The 19473-nt window shown below is 43.4% G+C and carries 15 protein-coding genes; 9 read left to right on the forward strand and 6 right to left on the reverse strand.

Translation table 11 applies throughout. The features are described 5' to 3' along the window. Window positions 1–351: 351 nt before the first annotated feature. The 3 genes from IEY48_RS16890 (at window position 352) to IEY48_RS16900 (ending at window position 4641) form a co-directional block, all read left to right on the forward strand. Window positions 352–1338: an extracellular catalytic domain type 1 short-chain-length polyhydroxyalkanoate depolymerase gene (locus IEY48_RS16890; protein WP_229786545.1), complete on the forward strand. Its 987-nt coding sequence runs from the start codon at window positions 352–354 to the stop codon at window positions 1336–1338. Window positions 1339–1567: 229 nt separating this feature from the next. Next, window positions 1568–3847 carry a TonB-dependent receptor gene (locus tag IEY48_RS16895; RefSeq protein ID WP_188922442.1) on the forward strand — a complete coding sequence of 760 codons (2280 nt, stop codon included), beginning with the start codon at window positions 1568–1570 and terminating at the stop codon, window positions 3845–3847. 116 nt (window positions 3848–3963) lie between these two features. Continuing rightward, window positions 3964–4641, forward strand: coding sequence for a response regulator transcription factor (locus IEY48_RS16900; RefSeq protein WP_188922444.1), 678 nt, complete (start codon window positions 3964–3966; stop codon window positions 4639–4641). Between the two features lie 388 nt (window positions 4642–5029). On the opposite strand, the gene IEY48_RS16905 is transcribed toward IEY48_RS16900, so the two are convergent. Next, window positions 5030–8494: a hybrid sensor histidine kinase/response regulator gene (locus IEY48_RS16905; protein ID WP_188922446.1), complete on the reverse strand. Its 3465-nt coding sequence runs from the start codon at window positions 8492–8494 to the stop codon at window positions 5030–5032. A 167-nt stretch (window positions 8495–8661) separates the two neighbouring features. Here IEY48_RS16905 and IEY48_RS16910 point away from each other — a divergent pair, with 167 nt between their 5' ends. After that, window positions 8662–9831, forward strand: a complete 1170-nt coding sequence (locus tag IEY48_RS16910; RefSeq protein WP_188922448.1) for an MFS transporter — start codon at window positions 8662–8664, stop codon at window positions 9829–9831. 2 nt (window positions 9832–9833) lie between these two features. Beyond that, a complete protein-coding gene (locus IEY48_RS16915; protein WP_188922450.1) occupies window positions 9834–10772 on the forward strand; it encodes an alpha/beta hydrolase in 939 nt (312 codons plus the stop codon). 110 nt (window positions 10773–10882) lie between these two features. Here IEY48_RS16915 and IEY48_RS16920 read toward each other — a convergent pair whose 3' ends face one another. The 3 genes from IEY48_RS16920 to IEY48_RS16930 form a co-directional block, all read right to left on the reverse strand. Then, the gene (locus IEY48_RS16920; RefSeq protein ID WP_188922452.1) at window positions 10883–11683 is read right to left on the reverse strand and encodes a 3-hydroxybutyrate dehydrogenase; all 801 of its coding nucleotides are present in this window, start codon (window positions 11681–11683) and stop codon (window positions 10883–10885) included. 133 nt (window positions 11684–11816) lie between these two features. After that, window positions 11817–12662 (reverse strand): SDR family NAD(P)-dependent oxidoreductase, encoded by an 846-nt coding sequence (locus IEY48_RS16925; protein WP_188922454.1) that lies wholly within the window; start codon window positions 12660–12662, stop codon window positions 11817–11819. A gap of 11 nt (window positions 12663–12673) precedes the next feature. Continuing rightward, the gene (locus tag IEY48_RS16930) at window positions 12674–13063 is read right to left on the reverse strand and encodes a thiol-disulfide oxidoreductase DCC family protein (protein ID WP_188922456.1); all 390 of its coding nucleotides are present in this window, start codon (window positions 13061–13063) and stop codon (window positions 12674–12676) included. A gap of 167 nt (window positions 13064–13230) precedes the next feature. Here IEY48_RS16930 and folX point away from each other — a divergent pair, with 167 nt between their 5' ends. The 4 genes from folX (at window position 13231) to IEY48_RS16950 (ending at window position 16660) form a co-directional block, all read left to right on the forward strand. Further along, window positions 13231–13593, forward strand: a complete 363-nt coding sequence (gene folX / locus IEY48_RS16935) for a dihydroneopterin triphosphate 2'-epimerase (protein ID WP_188922458.1) — start codon at window positions 13231–13233, stop codon at window positions 13591–13593. 22 nt (window positions 13594–13615) lie between these two features. Beyond that, complete coding sequence (folE, locus tag IEY48_RS16940; protein WP_188922460.1) at window positions 13616–14284, forward strand: GTP cyclohydrolase I FolE; 669 nt, start codon at window positions 13616–13618, stop codon at window positions 14282–14284. A gap of 188 nt (window positions 14285–14472) precedes the next feature. Further along, window positions 14473–15201 carry a dihydromonapterin reductase gene (gene folM / locus IEY48_RS16945; RefSeq protein WP_188922462.1) on the forward strand — a complete coding sequence of 243 codons (729 nt, stop codon included), beginning with the start codon at window positions 14473–14475 and terminating at the stop codon, window positions 15199–15201. Window positions 15202–15367: 166 nt separating this feature from the next. Next, the gene (locus tag IEY48_RS16950; RefSeq protein ID WP_188922488.1) at window positions 15368–16660 is read left to right on the forward strand and encodes an O-acetylhomoserine aminocarboxypropyltransferase/cysteine synthase family protein; all 1293 of its coding nucleotides are present in this window, start codon (window positions 15368–15370) and stop codon (window positions 16658–16660) included. An 80-nt stretch (window positions 16661–16740) separates the two neighbouring features. Here IEY48_RS16950 and IEY48_RS16955 read toward each other — a convergent pair whose 3' ends face one another. Both IEY48_RS16955 and IEY48_RS16960 read right to left on the reverse strand, forming a co-directional pair. Further along, window positions 16741–17436 carry a 5-formyltetrahydrofolate cyclo-ligase gene (locus IEY48_RS16955; protein WP_188922464.1) on the reverse strand — a complete coding sequence of 232 codons (696 nt, stop codon included), beginning with the start codon at window positions 17434–17436 and terminating at the stop codon, window positions 16741–16743. 139 nt (window positions 17437–17575) lie between these two features. Then, window positions 17576–19468, reverse strand: coding sequence for a hypothetical protein (locus IEY48_RS16960; protein WP_188922466.1), 1893 nt, complete (start codon window positions 19466–19468; stop codon window positions 17576–17578). Window positions 19469–19473 lie beyond the last annotated feature (5 nt).

A 19473-nucleotide genomic window follows, 5' to 3' on the forward strand; every position in this document is an offset into this window, starting at 1 on the left:
CGCATGATAGGACAGGGTATGTGTTCAGCAACTATGCTGAATGGAAGTATGCATGAGCCGTATACGAGGTCCGTACGTACGGTTCTGTGAGAGGGATGGGGCGGTGACGCCTCACCCTACTCGATGCTTAAAATTCCTAGCGCCTAGCACCTAGCACCTAGCACCGAATATCGAATAGCTCGCCTGCCGGTATACTCCCATTTCATTATTCACATTGTTTACAACCACAATCCTTCATCGCTGCACAGTTCCACGCTTATTGCCCTACCTTTCATCAACATACCGACATTATTTTTCATGTGGATCTAAAGTGCCATTGCTGTTTGGCGCAAAATTCTGCAAGTTACTAATATGTTAAATTTGGAAACCGTTGAAATGATCAATATAAAATACAGCTTAACTATGCCGCTGCTTTTACTGGGTTGTTTTCTTTCAATGCAGTCGGCTCAAGCAACCGACACGCCTTATATTCCTCTTACCGATTTTGGTGATAATCCAGGTGCGCTGACAAGCTCTTATCTTCCTGTGACGCAAGGCTCAAACGCTTCTCATGCTGGGGATTTATCTTTAGTGGTGTTACTGCATGGTTGTATTCAAGACGGAGTTGAGTTGGCCAACAAAAGCGGCCTAACGTCATTAGCGATAGCGAATCAGTTTGCGGTTTTAGTGCCACAACAAAGCTATGACAATAACGTAAAGGGTTGTTTCAACTGGTTTGCAAGTCAAGATACGCAAATAGACAGTGGTGAAATGTTATCGATAAAAAACATGATAGTCACCACTCAAGAAAAGCTTGGCGCAAAGCATGTTTATGTCATCGGGTTATCAGCAGGTGGCGCTATGGCCAGCGCTGCAATGGTCAATTACCCCAATCTGTTTCAAAGCGGTGCGGTCATCGCTGGCTTGCCGTATCCCTGTGCCGACAATTTGATCAAAGCCATCTCTTGTATGAAACAAGGGCCTGCGCAGTCGGTTGAAGAATTAGCCCAATTTGCCAAAGCTATACATCCTAAGCAAACCCGTTGGCCTTCACTAAGTATCTGGACGGGTGACAATGACAATGTTGTCAGTGCGAACAATGCAAAAATGCTCGCATCTCAATGGCAAGTGTTAACTCAATCTAACGCTAAGCCGACAGTCACAAATGAATCTGGCTACAGTATTTCACGTTGGAAAGATCACCAAAACAATACGTCTATTGAACTCGTTACCATTAACAATTTTGGTCACGGCATTGCCATAAATCCAGACATAAAACATGGCGGTGAACAAAGTGACTTTTTGCTTAAAGCGCCGATTAGCAGCGTTAATGAAGTGATTAAGTTTTGGGGGCTTTAATTAATAGTTAAATTTTAAGCGTTTGTTTTTAAGTGTTTTTCTGTTTTGTTTGTTTGGCAAAAAAGAACAAAACGCATACTACTATAGTACCGATTCAATAAGCTTGAAAATACGATACAGTCAATATGTGAACAAAGAATCGTCAATAAACCAATAAGCAAAATGAGTTGTTAATCAGAATTTGCAGTAAGTAAAACCATTAATAATAACTATTACAACGGGGACCTGTATGAAACAGAATACGATTAAAATGAGCTGCATTGCCTTAGCCATTTCGTCAGTGTTAACCGCACAGCATGCGATAGCCGCAGAAGAACAAAATAACAGTGACGTTAAGCAACCAGTACTAGAGCGCATTGAAGTGACCGCACGTAAAACCGTGGAGAGTTTGCAAAATGTGCCTGTGGCGGTGACATCGGTGAGTGCCACAGAGTTAGCCGAAAATGGCATCAGCGTGATGACCGAAATTCAGCAGTTTTCCCCCAACACCACATTACAATCAAGCCGAGGCACTAACTCTACGCTTACCGCTTTTATCCGCGGTGTAGGCCAGGAAGACCCATTGTGGGGCTATGAGCCTGGTGTGGGTATTTACATCGATGATGTTTATGTTGCCCGTCCGCAAGGTGCGGTGTTGGATATTCTTGATGTTCAACGTATTGAGGTGCTACGCGGGCCTCAAGGCACCTTATACGGCAAAAATACCATTGGCGGTGCGGTTAAATATGTCACCAAAAAAATGTCTGGTGACGGTGAGTTAAGCCTTAAAGGCACCGTGGGCAGTTATGGCCAAAAAGACGCCAAAATTGCCGGTCAATTACCCATAATTGATGACAAAGTTTACGTCGGCTTTGCCTTTGCAAGTTTAAATCGTGATGGCTTTGGTGATTTTAAAACTTCAGCATTAGATGGCCAAGATACCGAGAACTATAACAAGGATGTAATGGCAGGGCGGTTAAGTGTTGAGTACACCCCTACAGACGACCTGTTTATGCGCTTTACTTACGATAAAACCGAAGATGATTCTAATTCAAAAGGCGGCTATCGACTGCTTCCTAGTTTGTTAACCGATGCCCCAGTGCCAGACAGTAAATACGACTCTTACACCAGTATGCCAACATGGAATAAGGTTGAAACTGAAGGTTGGAGCGCGACGGTCGAATATAATTTCAATGAGAATTGGAGCGCTAAATCGGTTACCGCTAAGCGTGAAGGCGAGTCTCTCACCAACATCGATTTTGATAATACCAGCTTACGTATTTTCGATGTGCCGGCTATTTATGAAGATGAGCAATTTAGCCAAGAGTTTCAAGTGAATTATGTCGGTGATAACCTCAATTTAGTTTCCGGTATTTACTATTTTGACGGTGATTCTTGTGGCGTGTTCGATGCTATTTTAGAAGAAGCCTTTAAAGCTTACGGCGGACTCACTCGTGAGGTCAGTGGCTGTAATAATAGCGAAAGCTACGCCGCTTATGTGCAAGGTTCATACAGCTTTACCGAAAAATTGTCGATGACATTAGGAGGTCGCTATACTCGCGAATCTAAAGAAGCCACGGTATATAACGGAGTGATTTTCGATAGTATTTATCCTGAAACCGGCTGGTATCCTGGTTTTGTACGCGATGACGCGCTAATTGAGTCGCAAATACCTAAAGTGCTTGATGACGAAGAAACCTGGTCTAAATTCAATCCACGAGTGGGTCTAGAGTATCAAGTGAATGATGACCTGATGGTATTTACCAGTTACTCACAAGGATTTAAATCAGGTACGTTTAACCCAAGAGCAACGGGCGCAGAGCCTGCGGTTGATCCTGAAACGGTGAATTCATATGAGATTGGGTTTAAAAGTGAGTGGAACGATAATCTTCGTGTAAATGCCACCGCATTTTATCTCGATCATAAAGACAGGCAGTTTGTCACTGTGTTACCTGGCGATGATAATTCAGACCTTAATCAGCGTTTAGGCAACATCGGTAAATCTACCGCAACAGGTCTTGAGCTTGAAGTTGAATATGCTGCAACTGAGTCACTGAATTTATTTGCTAATGTCGGCTTAATTGATGCGTCATTTGATGAGGTGATCTCGTACGACGACGAGGGGACTAAAATTGATATTAGCGATACCTACACTATTACTAATACCCCAGACACCACAGCCAATCTTGGTTTTAGCTACAATATTGAAGCTGATATTGGCAGCTTTATCTTTAATGGTAATTACTACTACCGCAGCGATTACGATTTAGCGGTAGTGGATAACCTATTGAGCCAGGATGGCTACGGCTTGCTTAACTTTGGTCTCAATTGGTATAGCAATGATGGTCATTGGAATGCTGGGTTACATTGGAAAAACGTCACCGATGAAGAGTATTTGGTGGGTAACTACGCCTTTGTCACGCCAACAGGCGATGGTGATTTTACCCCTGGCCTAGGCGGCGATAACACCTTAATTGGATACTATGGCGACCCAGAGACTATTTCATTAACGGTTGGCTATACGTTCTAATCCTTGTGATCACTTAAGGTCAGATAAGAATAGCCGGTCTCATCAGAACCGGTTATTCTTTTTATTGCCTATGAAGAGTGAACCATAACAATAACAACGAATGTAAGGGAGTCATGATGTCTCAAATTAAAGTTGCCATTGCAGATGACCATCCACTATTTCGTGCTGCACTCACCCAAGCTGTGCAAAAAAGTGTCAACGATGCACACGTGTTAGAGGCGGAAAACTTTCAAGAGTTAATTGCCTTAGTGGAGCAGCACCCCGATATTGAACTTATCTTTATTGATTTACATATGCCGGGAAATGACGGTTTTACTGGCCTCACGTTATTACAAAATCACTTTCCTGACATTGCAGTCATCATGGTGTCATCTGACGATCAGCCAGAGATTATCCGTAAAGCCATCAATTTTGGTGCCAGTGCGTTTATTCCTAAATCGGCCAACTTAACCCAAATATCAACCGCGATTGATACTGTGCTAGACGGAGACGTTTGGTTACCCGAGCACACCAATATCAGTACCGATCAACACACCGCCGCCGAGCATCAACGTTTAGCAAAGCAATTAGCCCAACTCACTCCGCAGCAATACACAGTACTGGCCAACATTGCTAACGGTCGGTTAAACAAGCAAATCGCGTATGATTTAAACATTAAAGAAACCACAGTAAAAAAACATGTCTCAGCGATTTTACTTAAACTCGAAATTAACAATCGCACCCAAGCAGGGCTGGTGTTCCAGCAATTAATGATTACTTCAACGGAAAACCAGCAGGTGGAGGCGCAAGCATAATTGATAAGACGCAATGAATGCGAGTAAGTACGAGTAAATGCCTCCCTGTGAGGCATTTTGTGTGGTCGTTAATCTATAAAAATCAATTATTCAGAGGGTAATTTTTTAAGGGCTGTTGATTTTTGCTTGTTAAATTTTGTTCGAGTTAAAAACATTTTAATCGAGGCGAATGGATTGATGCCTAGTCATCTAAGCAACTATTACTTCGCAAAGATGAATTCAACAAAGAGTAAAATGTTTTTAGCCGAACCCTTCGGGCAGCGTTTGTTGGCCATTTTTACTGCGTTATCGACTTTTTATGTAGAATAACTACACCTCGAAGTCTCTACCGCGCAGTTGTATATGTGAGTAATGGCCAACAATTCGCTGCAAAAATAACCTTGAAAGATCAACAGCCCCTTATAATCCGCTTTAACGCGATTGCCTTAAGTGGTTTACGCACAAAGCTAAACTGGGCACTGCTGGTGTGTTGTCTTACGGATTCCGACGGGTCAGCAGAGCAAATAACACAGGTGGGTTTGTTGCTGTCATTAACGTGATTAGCCAGTAAGTATTGCACCAGGTCGACCCCATTTTTATCGTCCTCTAAATGATAGTCAGCAATAATGAGTTTGGGTGTAGGTTGAGTCATTAATTGTTGTATCGCACTGGGTTGATCTTTAGCGGTAATCACCAAGCATCCCCAGCCACTGAGCAAAGATGAGATGGCTTTAAGCATAAGGTCGTCATTATCGATCACCAGCACCGTCACGTTGATATTATCGCTGTTAATGTCATCTTCAGATGGTAACGCTGCAACTTTAAGCGGTTTTCGTTGTTGCAAAACTCGAGGGATTTCGACACTAAAACAGGTGCCTTTTCCAACCTCAGAATGCAGCGATATTGTGACATTGAGTAATTTTGCAATCCGATCGCAAATGGCCAACCCTAGGCCTAATCCAGGGATTTCGCGGGTTAATTCTAAGCGTTCAAACTCATTAAAAATGGCGTGTTGTTTATCGAGCGGGATCCCTGGGCCATTATCCCAAACTTGTATTAATATTGACTGCTCAAGCCGTCTTACGCCCAATAGCACCTTTGGTATAAACGCTGTTGTTTTACCCTGATGGGCAGCTTGCTCATTTGTTTTGCCTGAGGGTGAATAATGAAACGCATTAGATAAAAAATTCTGAATAATGCGCCTTAACAACCTTTGGTCACTTTGGACAAAACATGACGATACCTGGTAGTTAAAATCAATGTTTTGCTGAATAGATAAGGCGTTAAACTCATTAACTAAGGTAGAGAGTAAATCATCTATCGCAAATTGGCTTTGCTCGGTTTTGAGGGATTTACTGTCTAAGCGTGATATTTCCACCAGGTCAGATAATAAGCTTTCAACAACGGTTAATGACTCTTCAATATTACAGGCCAAATCTTGCAACTCGGTCGATTTTACCCGTTGCTTTAGCATGTCGGTAAATAAGGTTAATGCATTAAAGGGTTGCATTAAGTCATGGCTGGCCGCAGCTAAAAAGCGGGTTTTACTGCTGTTGGCTGCTTCGGCCTCAGCTTTGGCTTTTTCCAATTCTTGGGTGCGGCTTTCTACCCGTTTTTCGAGTGTTTCATTGGCCAATTGCAATGCTTTTTCTGCTTCAATGTGGGCGGTAATATCAGCAAATGTACTGACAAAGCCGCCTCCAGGCATGGCTTGACCTCTAATTTCGAGCACTTTCCCATCTAGCATGGTGCGCTGAAAATGATGTGGGCTACCACCGCGCATATGCGCTAAACGTTTTTCCACTAACTCATGGGCTTCATCGCCGACAATAATCCCTCTGTCGATATTGAAGCGAATTAATTGTTCAATATGCAATCCGGCTTTAACAAAATCTTGCGGGTAATCGAGCAGTTCAATATAACGTTGATTCCAGGCCACTAAACGCATGTCGGCGTCGACAACACTAATGCCTTGTTCAATGTTCTCCACCCCAGATTGCAGCAGCTCACGGTTAAACTCAAAAATTTGGTTTGCTTCGTCAACAATACTGACTACATCTTCGAGTGGTACGTGTTGCACTCGCGACGCGGCATTCATTACCATTCTGGTCGATGCCGAGCCAAGCACCCCAGATAATTTTAAGCGAGTATAGTCAACCAATTGTTGTTGCTGGTGTTTTCCATTGAGTTGTTTCGCTTTAGCTAATAATGCATCGGCTTCGTCTTTATTAATAAAGCGGTTTAATAAACTGGCTAAGTCATCGACCGACAAGTGCCTTTCTGGCTGTACCGGTTTTCTGTTTACAAATAAATCGGCTTGTAATACCTCGCCAACACTTTGCTCTTTGAGCAGTGAAATGATCACAAAGCAGCCGATGTTTGCCGCTAAGCTGTAAAATACCCCATGGCTGATATTGTCCAGGCTAGTTAAGCCAAATAAAGCTGTCGGGGTTAACCAGGCAATATCAAATAAACCAAATTTAACCCAATGCGCCTCAGGAAAAGTCACCGGCAACAGTAAGGTATACAGCCACACAATACTGCCCATAATTAAGCCCACAAAAGCGCCTTGAGTAGTAGCATTTCGCCAATACAAGGCGCCAATTGCAGCGGGCGCAAATTGAGATAGTAGAACAAATGACAGTAAACCGATGCTGGCTAAATGATTTTGTTGATCGATAAAGCGTTCAAATGCAAAGGCTGACAGTAAAATCACCGCGATAGCAATACGACGTAAATTTAATAAAATGCCTGATAATTGCGGGGTTTGTTGCGAGCTAAATTTGGGTAGTCGTAATAGTAATGGCGTTAAAATTTCGGTCGAAATCATGGTGCTCAATACAATTGCCGCCACAATCACCATGGCGGTTGCTGCCGCAAGTCCACCAACATAAACCAATATGCCGAGCCATGCTTGTTGATAAAACAGCGGTAATGTCAGTACATAGGTATCTGCGCCGACACTGCCGCCAGGGAAGCTAAGTTGTCCGGCTAATGCAATCGGCAATACAAAAATATTAATCAATAACAGGTATAACGGTACCATCCAACGTGCAGATTTAAGCTCTTCATCATGATTGTTTTCAATCATCATCATGTGAAATTGTTGCGGTAATGCATAGATGGTAATCGCGCCCAAAATAACCTGCGACACAATAAGATAAATCGAGTCTGAATTAGTGGTTTGTTCAAGGTTTTGGCTTTGGCTGAGTAGGTCGCCAAAGCCATCAAATAGGTAAAACGTGGCAAATATCCCCACCGCCGTCAGGGCAAATAATTTAACGATAGAGCTAAACGCAATGGCTAACACTAAGCCGTGATTATGCTTACTGGCGGAGAGTTGGCGCGCCCCAAACAACACGCTAAAAATAATCAGCACAATGGTAACAACAAATGCGGTGCTAATACCCGATTGAAAGGTGCCCGTGAGTAAATCAAAACTGGTGCTAATGGCTCGTAATTGCAAGGCAATATAAGGAATCGTGCCCAGTAATGACACTATGGCTACGCTAGCTGCCAGTTTAGGTGAGCGGTCAAAGCGGCACGCAATAAAGTCGGCAATGGAGGTGAGGTTTTGGCTTTTAATGATTTGCAATGTGCGGATGAGCATTGGCCAGGCTAAGACCAAACAAATAATCGAGCCGATATAAATGGGCGCCAGCCATGCACCGGTCGTCGCGGCCTGGCCAACCGTGCCGTAAAATGCCCAAGATGTGCAGCAAACGCCAAGCGATAAGCTATAAATCCACGGTTTTTGGCTGACTTTTTTTACCGCTCGATTCTGTCCCCATTGCGCAACCACAAATAGCATTGCCAGATAAGCAATCGAAATAGAACTGATCAACCAAGTATCAATAGATAACCAAGCCTGCAAGTTATTCCCCAATTATTTTTATTGTTTATCCTTGCGAAACTACACTAGACGCCCTGTTTGATAAAGATTTTTAACAATGCGGTGAACTAAGGTAGTACTTATTTATCCATACCCATCAGATAACATGATTAGCATACGATACAGTCATTAAGGTACCGATTACGCCTATGAACATAACCCATAAATACTTGGTTGAAGGTCTGGTTTTTACCAGTTATGTGCTCTTTGCGATGGCATGGGTTGGCGGGACTGCCAGCATGAGCAACATAATGGCTTCAATGCACATTGATAGCCTAGCCTCTGCCAGCTTTATTAGTGGTGCGGTTACGTTAGCCAAAATTGTCGGTACGTTTGGCGCGGCTTATTTAGCGGTGAAAGTGGGGGTTAAGTATGCTTTTTTATTCGCCTCATTATTAATTGTGGTCGGAATTGTCACCCCTTACGCAACCCATTACGAGTTGCTATTGGCGAGTCGATTTTTAATGGGTTTAGGTGGCGCCTTTATGATTGTTTACTTTAACCCGATAGTGATGCAGTGGTTTACTCCCGCCGAACGCCCGTTGATAAACGGCTTAAATGCGGTGGCTTTTAACGTTGGCACTGCAATTGTTCTGTGGGGCATGAGCAGCATTAATGACATCACCGGCGGCTGGAAAAGTAGCCTGGTGTTGTTTTCGCTTGCCAGTTTGGTGCTTGCCATCCTGTGGATGCTAGTAAAGTTTGACGCTCCGGCTGAGGTTAAGCACGCAGCGGGATCAGAACCCACAGAATATGGCTATATGGACGGGTTAAAAGATAAGTTTAATTGGCTCTACGCGTTTACTTATTCTGGGCTGCTGTCGTTTTATATCTGCCTATTCACTTTTTATCCGCAAGCGGGTATTAGTCAAAGTAAGTGGGTGATTGGTTTTGGCATTATCGGCACCATTGCGGGGATGTTATACAGCCGAAAAAATCCAATGCGCCTACCTATTATTCGTTTAAGTGGGCTGATTATTTTTATCACAGTACTCGGGTTATCGTTTAGCTCGCAGCCTTGGTTACAAATCTTATGTGCGATGGTATTAGGCTTTTTTATCTTTTTTCCGATAACCGCATTAGTGTCTATTCCCCATGAATTACCACAGATGACAGGGCAAAAAATTACCGTGGTGTTTAGTCTGTTCTGGTCGATTAGTTACCTGGTATCAACCATTGTGCTATGGGTATTTGGCAAGTTAGTGGATATGAATGATGGCAGTTACACCAGTTCATTTTTGATGATTACCTTGCTTACCGGCACGGTATTTGTGGGCAGTTATTTTTTACCTGAAACGGGTAAATCAAAGGAGTCATGATAATGAGAGGCACAGTGTCTACTAAGTTGACTGATTTTTTGGCCCAGGCAAATAGTAACATTGCCCTGGCTAAGCAAAATAATATCCAATTTACACCGACAATATTGCGGGAAAACTTAAACAAACTAAGCGGGTTAATGAGTGACTCACCAGCGGTGTCTTATATTGCAGATAAAACGTTGACGTTACCCGACCGTATTATTCCCGTCAGAATTTATAGTCCTGCGCCAGATAAACCTTTGCCAGTGTTATTACATTTTCATGGTGGTGGGCACATGTGTGGTAGCGTAGAGTTGTACGACCCTATTTGCCGCCACCTTGCCAGTATTGCTCAGTGTGTAGTGATTTCGGTTGAGTATCGCTTGGCGCCAGAGCATCCTTATCCCGCAGGGATTGATGATTGCGAACAGGTACTCATACGTTACGCTGAGTTACTCGGTGATGTTAAGCATCAAGATTCGGTCACGATTATTGGTGACAGTGCCGGTGGTGCCATTTGCACCAGTTTAAGCATGAAAAGCTTAACGGATAAACGGCTTAAAATAGACCAACAAATTTTGATTTACCCCAGCGTCGACTACACATTAACAAGCCCATCATTAGACAGTAATGGCACAGGGTTCTTACTCGAAACAACTCGCATAAAGTGGTATTTCGAGCAGTATTTTCAATCGACTGATGCCGATATTATTAAACAGGCTTCACCTTTATTGGGGGCTATGTCGGCAGCATTACCTAAAACGTTGATCTTTACTGCAGGCTGCGATCCACTTCGGGATGAAGGCATAGCTTATGCTAAGGCATTAACTGCTGCAGGGGTTGATGTTGAGCATCATTCGCTTGACGGTATGATCCACGCCTACATGTTGCTGCACGATCTTGTTAAAGATGAATGTATGGCAACCTATCAACATATCGCTAAGTTTATGGTCAAGGTTTAACTGCATTACCCACGGCCTATTGTTTTAGGCATTAAAAAAGCCCTTATCGATATGAATAGGGGCTAACATTTAATATGAGATTACCTACTATAAATCAATCACACCAAAGCTTATTGCGCAGTCCAGGCACCATCCATTGGTAATGCCGCACCAGTAATGCCTTTTGCCGCGCCGCCGCAAAGAAACAATACAAACTCACCAATTTGTCTCGGCGCGAGCATTTCTGGTAACGGCTGTTTGGCTGTCACGAGTTGATATTTTGCCTCGTTATAACTTAAGTTTTTGTCGCTTGCGATGTTGTCAATTTGTTTGCCGATAAGCGGTGTATCAACCCAACCAGGGCATATCGCATTGACCGTAATACCTTGCTCTGCACATTCAATGGACACCACTTTGGTTAAGCCCACTATGCCGTGTTTTGCTGCGCAATATGCCACCTTATTTGCTGAGCCGACTAAACCATGTACTGAGGCAATATTAATAATTCGCCCCCATTGTTTATTGGCCATTGCGGGCACAACTTTTTGGATGGTATGAAAGGCAGAAGATAAGTTAATCGCGATAATGTCGTTCCACTTTTCAATCGGAAAGTTGGCCACATCTTGAGTGTGCTGAATGCCAGCGTTATTGACTAAAATATCAATACTGCCTAATTGCTCCACGGCCGCGTCCATAAACTCATGTATACAGGCTGGGTCTCTTAAATCGGCATTGCTAAAATAGGTGTTTATTTGATATTGGGTGGTAAATTCAGCGGCTAATGCAGTGCCTTCATCCTGCGTCATCAATCCATGCAATACGATATGACAGCCTTGTTCAGCCAGTACATGAGCGGTGGCCAAGCCTATACCGCTTGTTGAGCCGGTTATCAGTGCTACTTTCCCTTTTAGTCCCGTGTGTAACGTCGACATAGTATCGGTTCCTCAATCCAATTTAGTACTTTCAGGGTAAAGTAATTTAGGTAATATTTAATTGGCACCTTAGTACCATATGGCATCAGCAACTTGGCATGTACTTAGCCACAGCCATAACATCAATGAGCAGTTACCAGTTAATCGGCTCGCCTTGCCAGTCGAGGTAACTGGCTTCGCCGTTGGGCTCACTGTTATCCATAATTTGCTGTAACTGGCTGGCGACAAAGGCAGGGGTAAATAGTTTGCCTTGAGGCACATTGGCTTGAAAAGGTTTTGATAATGGCGTGTCGGTGGTGCCGGGGTGAAACGCAATAAGTTTCACGCGTTTAAGGCGTCTGGCATATTCCACTGCCGTGGTTTTAATGAGCATGTTTAATGCCGCTTTTGAGGCGCGATAGCCATACCAACCGCCGAGGCGATTATCTGAAATACTGCCGACTCGAGCACTTAATATACTGATAACACATTTTTGCTTAGCGCTTACTTTATGACGTGGTTGCGACAACAATGGGGTGAGGGCGCTTAGCCATAACATGGGTACAATACTGTTGGCATAAAACAGCTGCTCTAACGAATGTGCATCAATATCTTCAATGCGTTTTTCTGGCATTAAGCCTGGCTCTTTTGTGCTGATGTGCTGGTTTTTACTGTGCAATATACCATTACACATCACTATGCGAGTCACTGTGCCTGCAATCTTCGCAATATCGCAAACACATTGCTCTATTGAGGCTTGTTGATAATCACAGCTAAAGTGCTGGTGGTTAGCACTTCCTGTTAGTTCGCTGCCCATTAGTTCAGGCAACTTAATGTTGGCCTGACGGCTAATCGTGATGATTTGTAACGGTTCTGCGACAGGTGAGTTTTGCTGCTGTTGCTTTGCGTGTTGATGGCAGGTTTGCTCGATAAAGGCTTGGGCAATAAAGGATGACGCCCCAATTACAATAATGGTTTCAGTAGTCGTTGAATCGCTCATGCGCTTTGCCTTTATTTAATGTTACAACGGCCTGTGTCGCAGCGCTTTTGCCCGGTGAGTAAATAGGATATCCGGTAGCGATTACGCGCAAATGCTAGGTAAGCTTTATCGGCCACGGGTTTAATCACGGGCAGACGCAACATTTTTATCCAGCAATGTTTGCCTGTTAGCCCCCACGCTTTAGCAGTAACATCTAAACCATAAAGCCAGGTGCCATCGGCTTGCAGGCCATGCAATATGGTATTGGCTTGCTCTACATTTAAATCAGGGAATCGTTGCTTGATGTCTGCGGCATTAATGTCTTCAAGCCCGATACGATTTAACCGGTCGTAGCGCTTTAATTGCTGCATTTCATTGAGGCACAGCGGGCAAGTGCCATCGTAAAATATTGTTAATTCCATTATTTACCTCGTGCTATTAGCGTTGCTGTGACTATTCTACGCATTAACGCGCAAACTAGTTTACCTTTTGTGAACAGGATTTAGCGATCAGCATGATCGTTTTAGATTTATGATCTTTTTATTTCATCCTGGCGTATAGCTTTAAAACAATCCACTAGGGCTAAATAATGCCATTAAGCCAAGCTATTATTAACGTCACCAACTTACGTTTACGCACCTTTATTGGGTTTAACCAAGACGAACGTGAAAAACAGCAAGATGTGGTGATCAACATTGAGATCCATTATCCAGCGGATCGTTCGTTTCAAACCGACGATGTCGCAGATGCACTAAACTACAAGGTAATCACCAAAAAAGTGATTCAGCATGTAGAAGAAGGTCGTTTTTTATTACTCGAAAAACTGGTGGCTGACGTACTCGACATTTGTCGTGAGCATCCAAGCGTAACCCTAGCCCGAGTCACCATCGATAAACCACATGCACTGCGTTTTGCCGACTCTGTATCTTTGTCTTTAGAGTATCGCAGTTAACCCATTGATTAAGGATGTTATTATGACCACCATTAATGACATAACTCGCGCCGAGTTGTCTGCCGAAGCACTTAAAGTACAACAGGCGTTAGTCGACCATGGTCTTGAAACGCCACTGATTCCAAGTGATATGAACAGCGAGCAAAAGTATCAACGTATTAAAGGCTTAATGACTGAAGTTGTGTCGACGCTTGGCCTTGATTTAAGCGACGACAGCCTAGCTGAAACGCCGCATCGTATAGCTAAAATGTACGTCAATGAGATTTTCTCAGGCCTTGATTACGCTAACTTCCCTAAAATTACCCAAATTGACAATAAAATGGGTGTTGAAGAGATGGTGAAAATCAGCAACATCAGTGTCGTGAGCACCTGCGAGCATCATTTTATTACTATTGATGGCTTGGCTAAGGTGGCTTACATTCCTAAAGGCAACATTATTGGCTTATCTAAAATTAACCGTATTGTGCGCTTTTTTGCCCAACGCCCGCAGGTGCAAGAACGTCTCACACAACAAATTTTAGTGGCGCTGCAAACCTTGCTCGAAACCGACGATGTTGCAGTTAGCATAAACGCGACTCATTACTGTGTTAAATCTCGCGGCATTATGGACACCTCATCGAGCACCCAAACCACGGCGCTTGGCGGTTGTTTTAAAGCTAATCCAGCCAGTCGTGCTGAATTTTTAGCGTAACGTTATACGGTTTATTTCCATTTATTTAATGGCTTCAAGCTCCCCAGAGTTGAGGCCATTTTTTTAGGCCGCAAGCGCTGTATTAAAAGTTTAACCCTTAACACTTATGATAAATGCTTATCATAAGCACTTAATTTGCTTATGATAAGTTTTAGGCTAAGTTATTAACCAAACATAAAGAGAGCATTATGGAACGCACAATACTGATCACCGGCGTAGGTAAGCGCATTGGTTATGCGCTGGCTAAGTATTATTTGGCCCAGGGTCATCATGTTATTGGCACTTATCGTACTCATTACGACAGTATCGAGCAGTTAGGCAAGCTTGGAGCCAGTTTACATTCGTGCGACTTAACTGATCCTGCTGCAATTGAGGCGTTAATTGCCCACATAAATCAACATCATGACCGCCTCGACACTATTATCCATAACGCCTCTGACTGGTTACCAGACAATAGTGGTTTAAGTCCAAGCGAAACCATGGCGAGGATGATGCAAATTCATGTCGCTGCGCCTTATCAAATTAACTTCGCTTTAGGTCCATTGTTGGTTGCTGCCGCTAAAACCAATGAAGACAGCATCGGCGCCAGCAATATTATTCATATCACCGACTATGTCGCCGAAAAAGGCAGTAAAAAGCATATTGCTTACGCGGCCAGTAAAGCGGCATTGCATAATATGACCTTGTCATTTGCCAGCTTGCTTGCGCCACACGTTAAAGTGAACTCGATTGCCCCCGCGATGATTCTATTTAATGAGCACGACGATGATGCTTATAAAGTCAAAGCATTAGCGAAAGCGATTTTGCCAAGGGAAGCCGGCAATAATGAAATTATTAGCCTTATCGACTACCTGCAAGGCAGCCATTACGTTACGGGTCGAAGTTATGCTGTAGATGGTGGTAGGCAGTTAAAATAGGCTTTACTCATCCATAAATAGAGTAAGAAACAAGTAGCCGCGATATGTAAATCATCATTTCGCAGCAACTTGCTATAGACTTCTAGATGGCTAATTGCTAGTGTGGTTATTGATCAATATCACCACAGTCAATTATCTCAAGGAAGTCGCTATGTCTGCAGAAAACATGAAACTGGAATCACTGGCATTACATTATGGCTATGAGTCAGAAGCTACGACTAAAGCTGCTGCAGTGCCGATTTACCAAACCACCTCGTACACCTTTGACGATACCCAGCATGGCGCAGACCTATTCGACCTCAAAGTCGCAGGTAATATTTATACCCGTATCATGAACCCAACCACCAGTGTGTTAGAGCAACGCTTAGCTGCTATCGAAGGCGGTATTGGTGCACTTGCTGTAGCATCGGGTATGGCGGCTATTACCTATGCGATTCAAGCGCTCACTCAAGTAGGCGATAACATTGTTAGCACAAGCCAACTGTATGGCGGCACCTATAACTTATTTGCTCATACTCTGCCGCGCCAGGGCGTTGAAGTGCGCATGGCTGCGTTTGATGACTTTGACGGTTTAGATGCATTAATTGACGATAAAACCAAAGCACTATTTTGTGAATCAATTGGTAACCCAGCCGGTAACATCGTCGATTTACAGCGTTTGGCCGATATTGCCCATAAACATGGGGTACCACTGATTGTTGATAATACTGTGGCGACACCGGTTTTGTGCCGCGCGTTTGATCACGGCGCCGACATTGTTATCCATTCATTGACCAAATACATTGGCGGTCACGGCACCACTATTGGTGGGGTGATTATTGACTCAGGTAAGTTTGATTGGGTTGCTAATAAAGAACGTTTTGCAATTCTTAATGAACCCGATCCGTCTTATCATGGCGTGGTGTACACCGATGCCTTTGGCCCAGCAGCCTACATTGGCCGTTGCCGTGTAGTACCACTGCGTAATACCGGTGCTGCCTTGTCGCCACAAAGTGCATTTTTGCTACTACAAGGGCTCGAAACGCTTAGCTTGCGAATGGAGCGTCATTGCAGTAATGCCCTTGCGCTGGCTGATTTTTTACAAAAACACCCAAGTGTTAGCTGGGTCAATTACGCAGCACTGCCAGACAGCCCATACAATGCCACATGCCAAAAAATCACTGGCGGTAAAGCTTCTGGTATTATCAGCTTTGGGATTAAATCTGCTGATGCCGAAGCGGGCAAAATTGCAGGTGGTAAGTTTATTGATGCGCTGCAAATGGTGCTGCGTTTAGTCAACATTGGTGATGCTAAATCGCTCGCTTGTCACCCTGCTAGTACCACTCATCGCCAACTCAGCGGTGCAGAGCTTGCCAAAGCCGGTGTATCAGAAGACTTAGTGCGTATTTCGGTAGGTATTGAGCATATCGACGACATCATTGCTGATGTAAGCCAGGCATTAGATAAGGCAATTGTATAAGCTCACTTTTAGTCTAATTATTTAACTAAAAAGCCCCATCAATAACATGTATTGATGGGGCTTTTTATTAAGAAACGATTTTAAATAGCTAATCTTCTCGTTGGGGTAATTATCACTGGCAACGGCACATCCCAAAAATCGGTAGGTACCTGGCTTACTTCCTGACAGTCGTGGGCAAAACCAACGGCTAAAGGTTTGTTATTAACGACTTGGGTTAACGTGCGGTCGTAGTAACCGCCACCCATCCCCATACGATTACCGTGTTCATCAAATGCCACCATAGGCGTGATGATCATATCGAGTTGCTCAACGGTGATCACATGCTGCACATTGAGTTTAGGTTCGCTAATACCGTATTGGTTTTTAACCATCACCGAGTCACGATCGTAACGTACAAATAACAAGTGACCTTTGCAAAATGGATGGATAAGCGGCAAATAAACGTTGATGTTTAACTCCCACAGTGCATCAATCAATTTTTGCGTGGCTAATTCGCCGTCATGGGTTAAATACACGGCCACATGTTGTGCCGATTGTGCCTGAATTTCTGCAAGCATATGTCTGCTGGCTATTAATGCCAATTGGCTTTGTTCTTCCGTTGATAAGCTGTTGCGCTCTTGCCTAACGTGACGACGAATATTATCACGGCTCATGCCTGAGCTATCAAACAAAGGCTCTTGTAATTCAGAAGGGGTGGCAAAATAACTAATGCGCGCAGAAGAGGTTGACGTAACAGGACGATTGTCGGTGTTCGTCATAAAACGCATGATACTCATAGGTAGGGAGCACTCCATCACTTACAAATGCAATTAATAACAAAATATTCTGGCTAGACTATCGCGTTCTGAATAGATATGAAAGCATAGGTTTACTCGGTGCTAATGTATGCTTCATATCCATTCAAAACGCATTAGTTTATTTATCCATATTCATTGATTTTAACAATACTGGACTATCGTAATCAGCCACCATGGTTTTGGCTTTTAACCAAAAGCGTCTTCGAGTTAAAAAGTACGTAAAGCTAATGGATAATAAGCTCCACTCAACAATATTTATCTGCATAAAATGTACGCCAGAGGTCAATAACTTGTTCACTTCTCGGTTGTAATGGGCATGATCGGCAATAAACGCATAAGTTGGGTTGATTGCATAAAACCCATATTGAATAGCGCAATAAATACCTACAGCGGCCACTAATCCCAGCAATTTGCTATACCACTTTTGTGGCCACTTAACCCCAATGACCATCAAGTAGATACCCACTAATAGTGAACCGCAGACAAGAGTGCTGGCAATGGCAGGGGAGTCATTAAGCAGTGCTAACGTATTGTAATAAATTGACAATGCAATGTGGGGGAACAATAAGGTAATAGCGATAGCTAATAGCCAAATCTTGGTGTTACTGATGTTTTTCCAATACCACTTTTTAACGCCTTGGTAGCTTAACCACAGCAAACCGAATACAAAAGCATAGTTAGCCAAGGCGGGCAGTCCAAATAATCCAAATTTCATGCTTAATAGGGCAAACATCCATTCTGGCACTTGTGTCACGCTCATACGGTAGCCAGATTCGGCTGCAAAAGAGGGGAATAACAACGCGATTAACATGCCCAAAACAAAGAACAGATAGGTGTATTTAATCAAACTTAACAACATGTTGGGTGCAATACCCTTAACACTTTGTTTTTTTAATGTGCTGACCAAGTTTTGGTAATTCGATATAACCGCATCTTTAATGTCTGTTGATACCCAATTTTCGGTTAATAAGGCAATTTGGGTGTTGGTGGCATCGGCTTCGATAATGTCTTTTATTGCAGGTGTTGCTAACACGGCTTTGTCATCTGCCTGGCTTTTGCCTGTCATTTTTTGCGCCACACGCCATACCGCAGGATCATAAACACCACCTGCATTATGGGTGGTGTCTTTTTTGCCGGCGAAACACATTTTTGTGTCGGTGTTATCAATGGTCGCGGTAAATTGTAAGGTTGGCAGTTTAGCGGTAAAAGCATAGATAAACGTACAACCATCTAAAGCGCCGTCAACATCGACCTCAGTAATATCGGTTAAATGGTAAACCAAGTTTAAGCCGTTATTTTTAACAAACTCAGAGGTCCATTCGTGGTAATCATTGCTGTTATAAGCCCACTTCGTACTGCGCTTGGCATCACCATCAATGGTGTAACTGTAATAAAGGTAACCACCACCGCTACAAGTGCTACACGTTACAGAACCAGACCCACCACAGCTATTGCAGGTTTTTTTACCGCTGCCCCAACAAGATGTGCATGACTCTGTTGTATAAACAGTACGATTATTGTGACTATCGTAACGCGATGTACTGACGCGCCCTGTACCACTACAACCATGGCAGCTGTTTTTGCCAGAACCATAACAGCCGGAGCAGCTTTGACTGCCTGAGCCGCTACAGTTGTAGCAAATCTTACTGCCTACATAGGTCTCTGGCGCAGATTTAAGCCCTCTGTTGCGGATTAAAAAATTGCTGGTAATATCTGGGCCTAAAATGTTTAAAAACCGTTCATTAAACAGCGCATTTTGTCCGCTAGCGTATTCTTTGGCTTTGTCATGAGCATAGTCTCGTGCATTTGCTGCACTGCCAGATTTAATCCCTGAAGGACAATGACCACCATGTCGATGTTCACTCACTCCCACTTCAATCGTCCAGCCAAAAGTAAACTTAAGTTGCGGCAGTTTGACTTGTTCATGACTTAATTTAACTGGCACATCGACACCAGTGAGTACTTTACCGTTGCTACGAATAAAACTCTGAAATTGTTCTAATTTACTCACGTAAT

Origin of the sequence: Shewanella saliphila (assembly GCF_014648295.1) — a bacterium.
Lineage (GTDB): Bacteria > Pseudomonadota > Gammaproteobacteria > Enterobacterales > Shewanellaceae > Shewanella > Shewanella saliphila.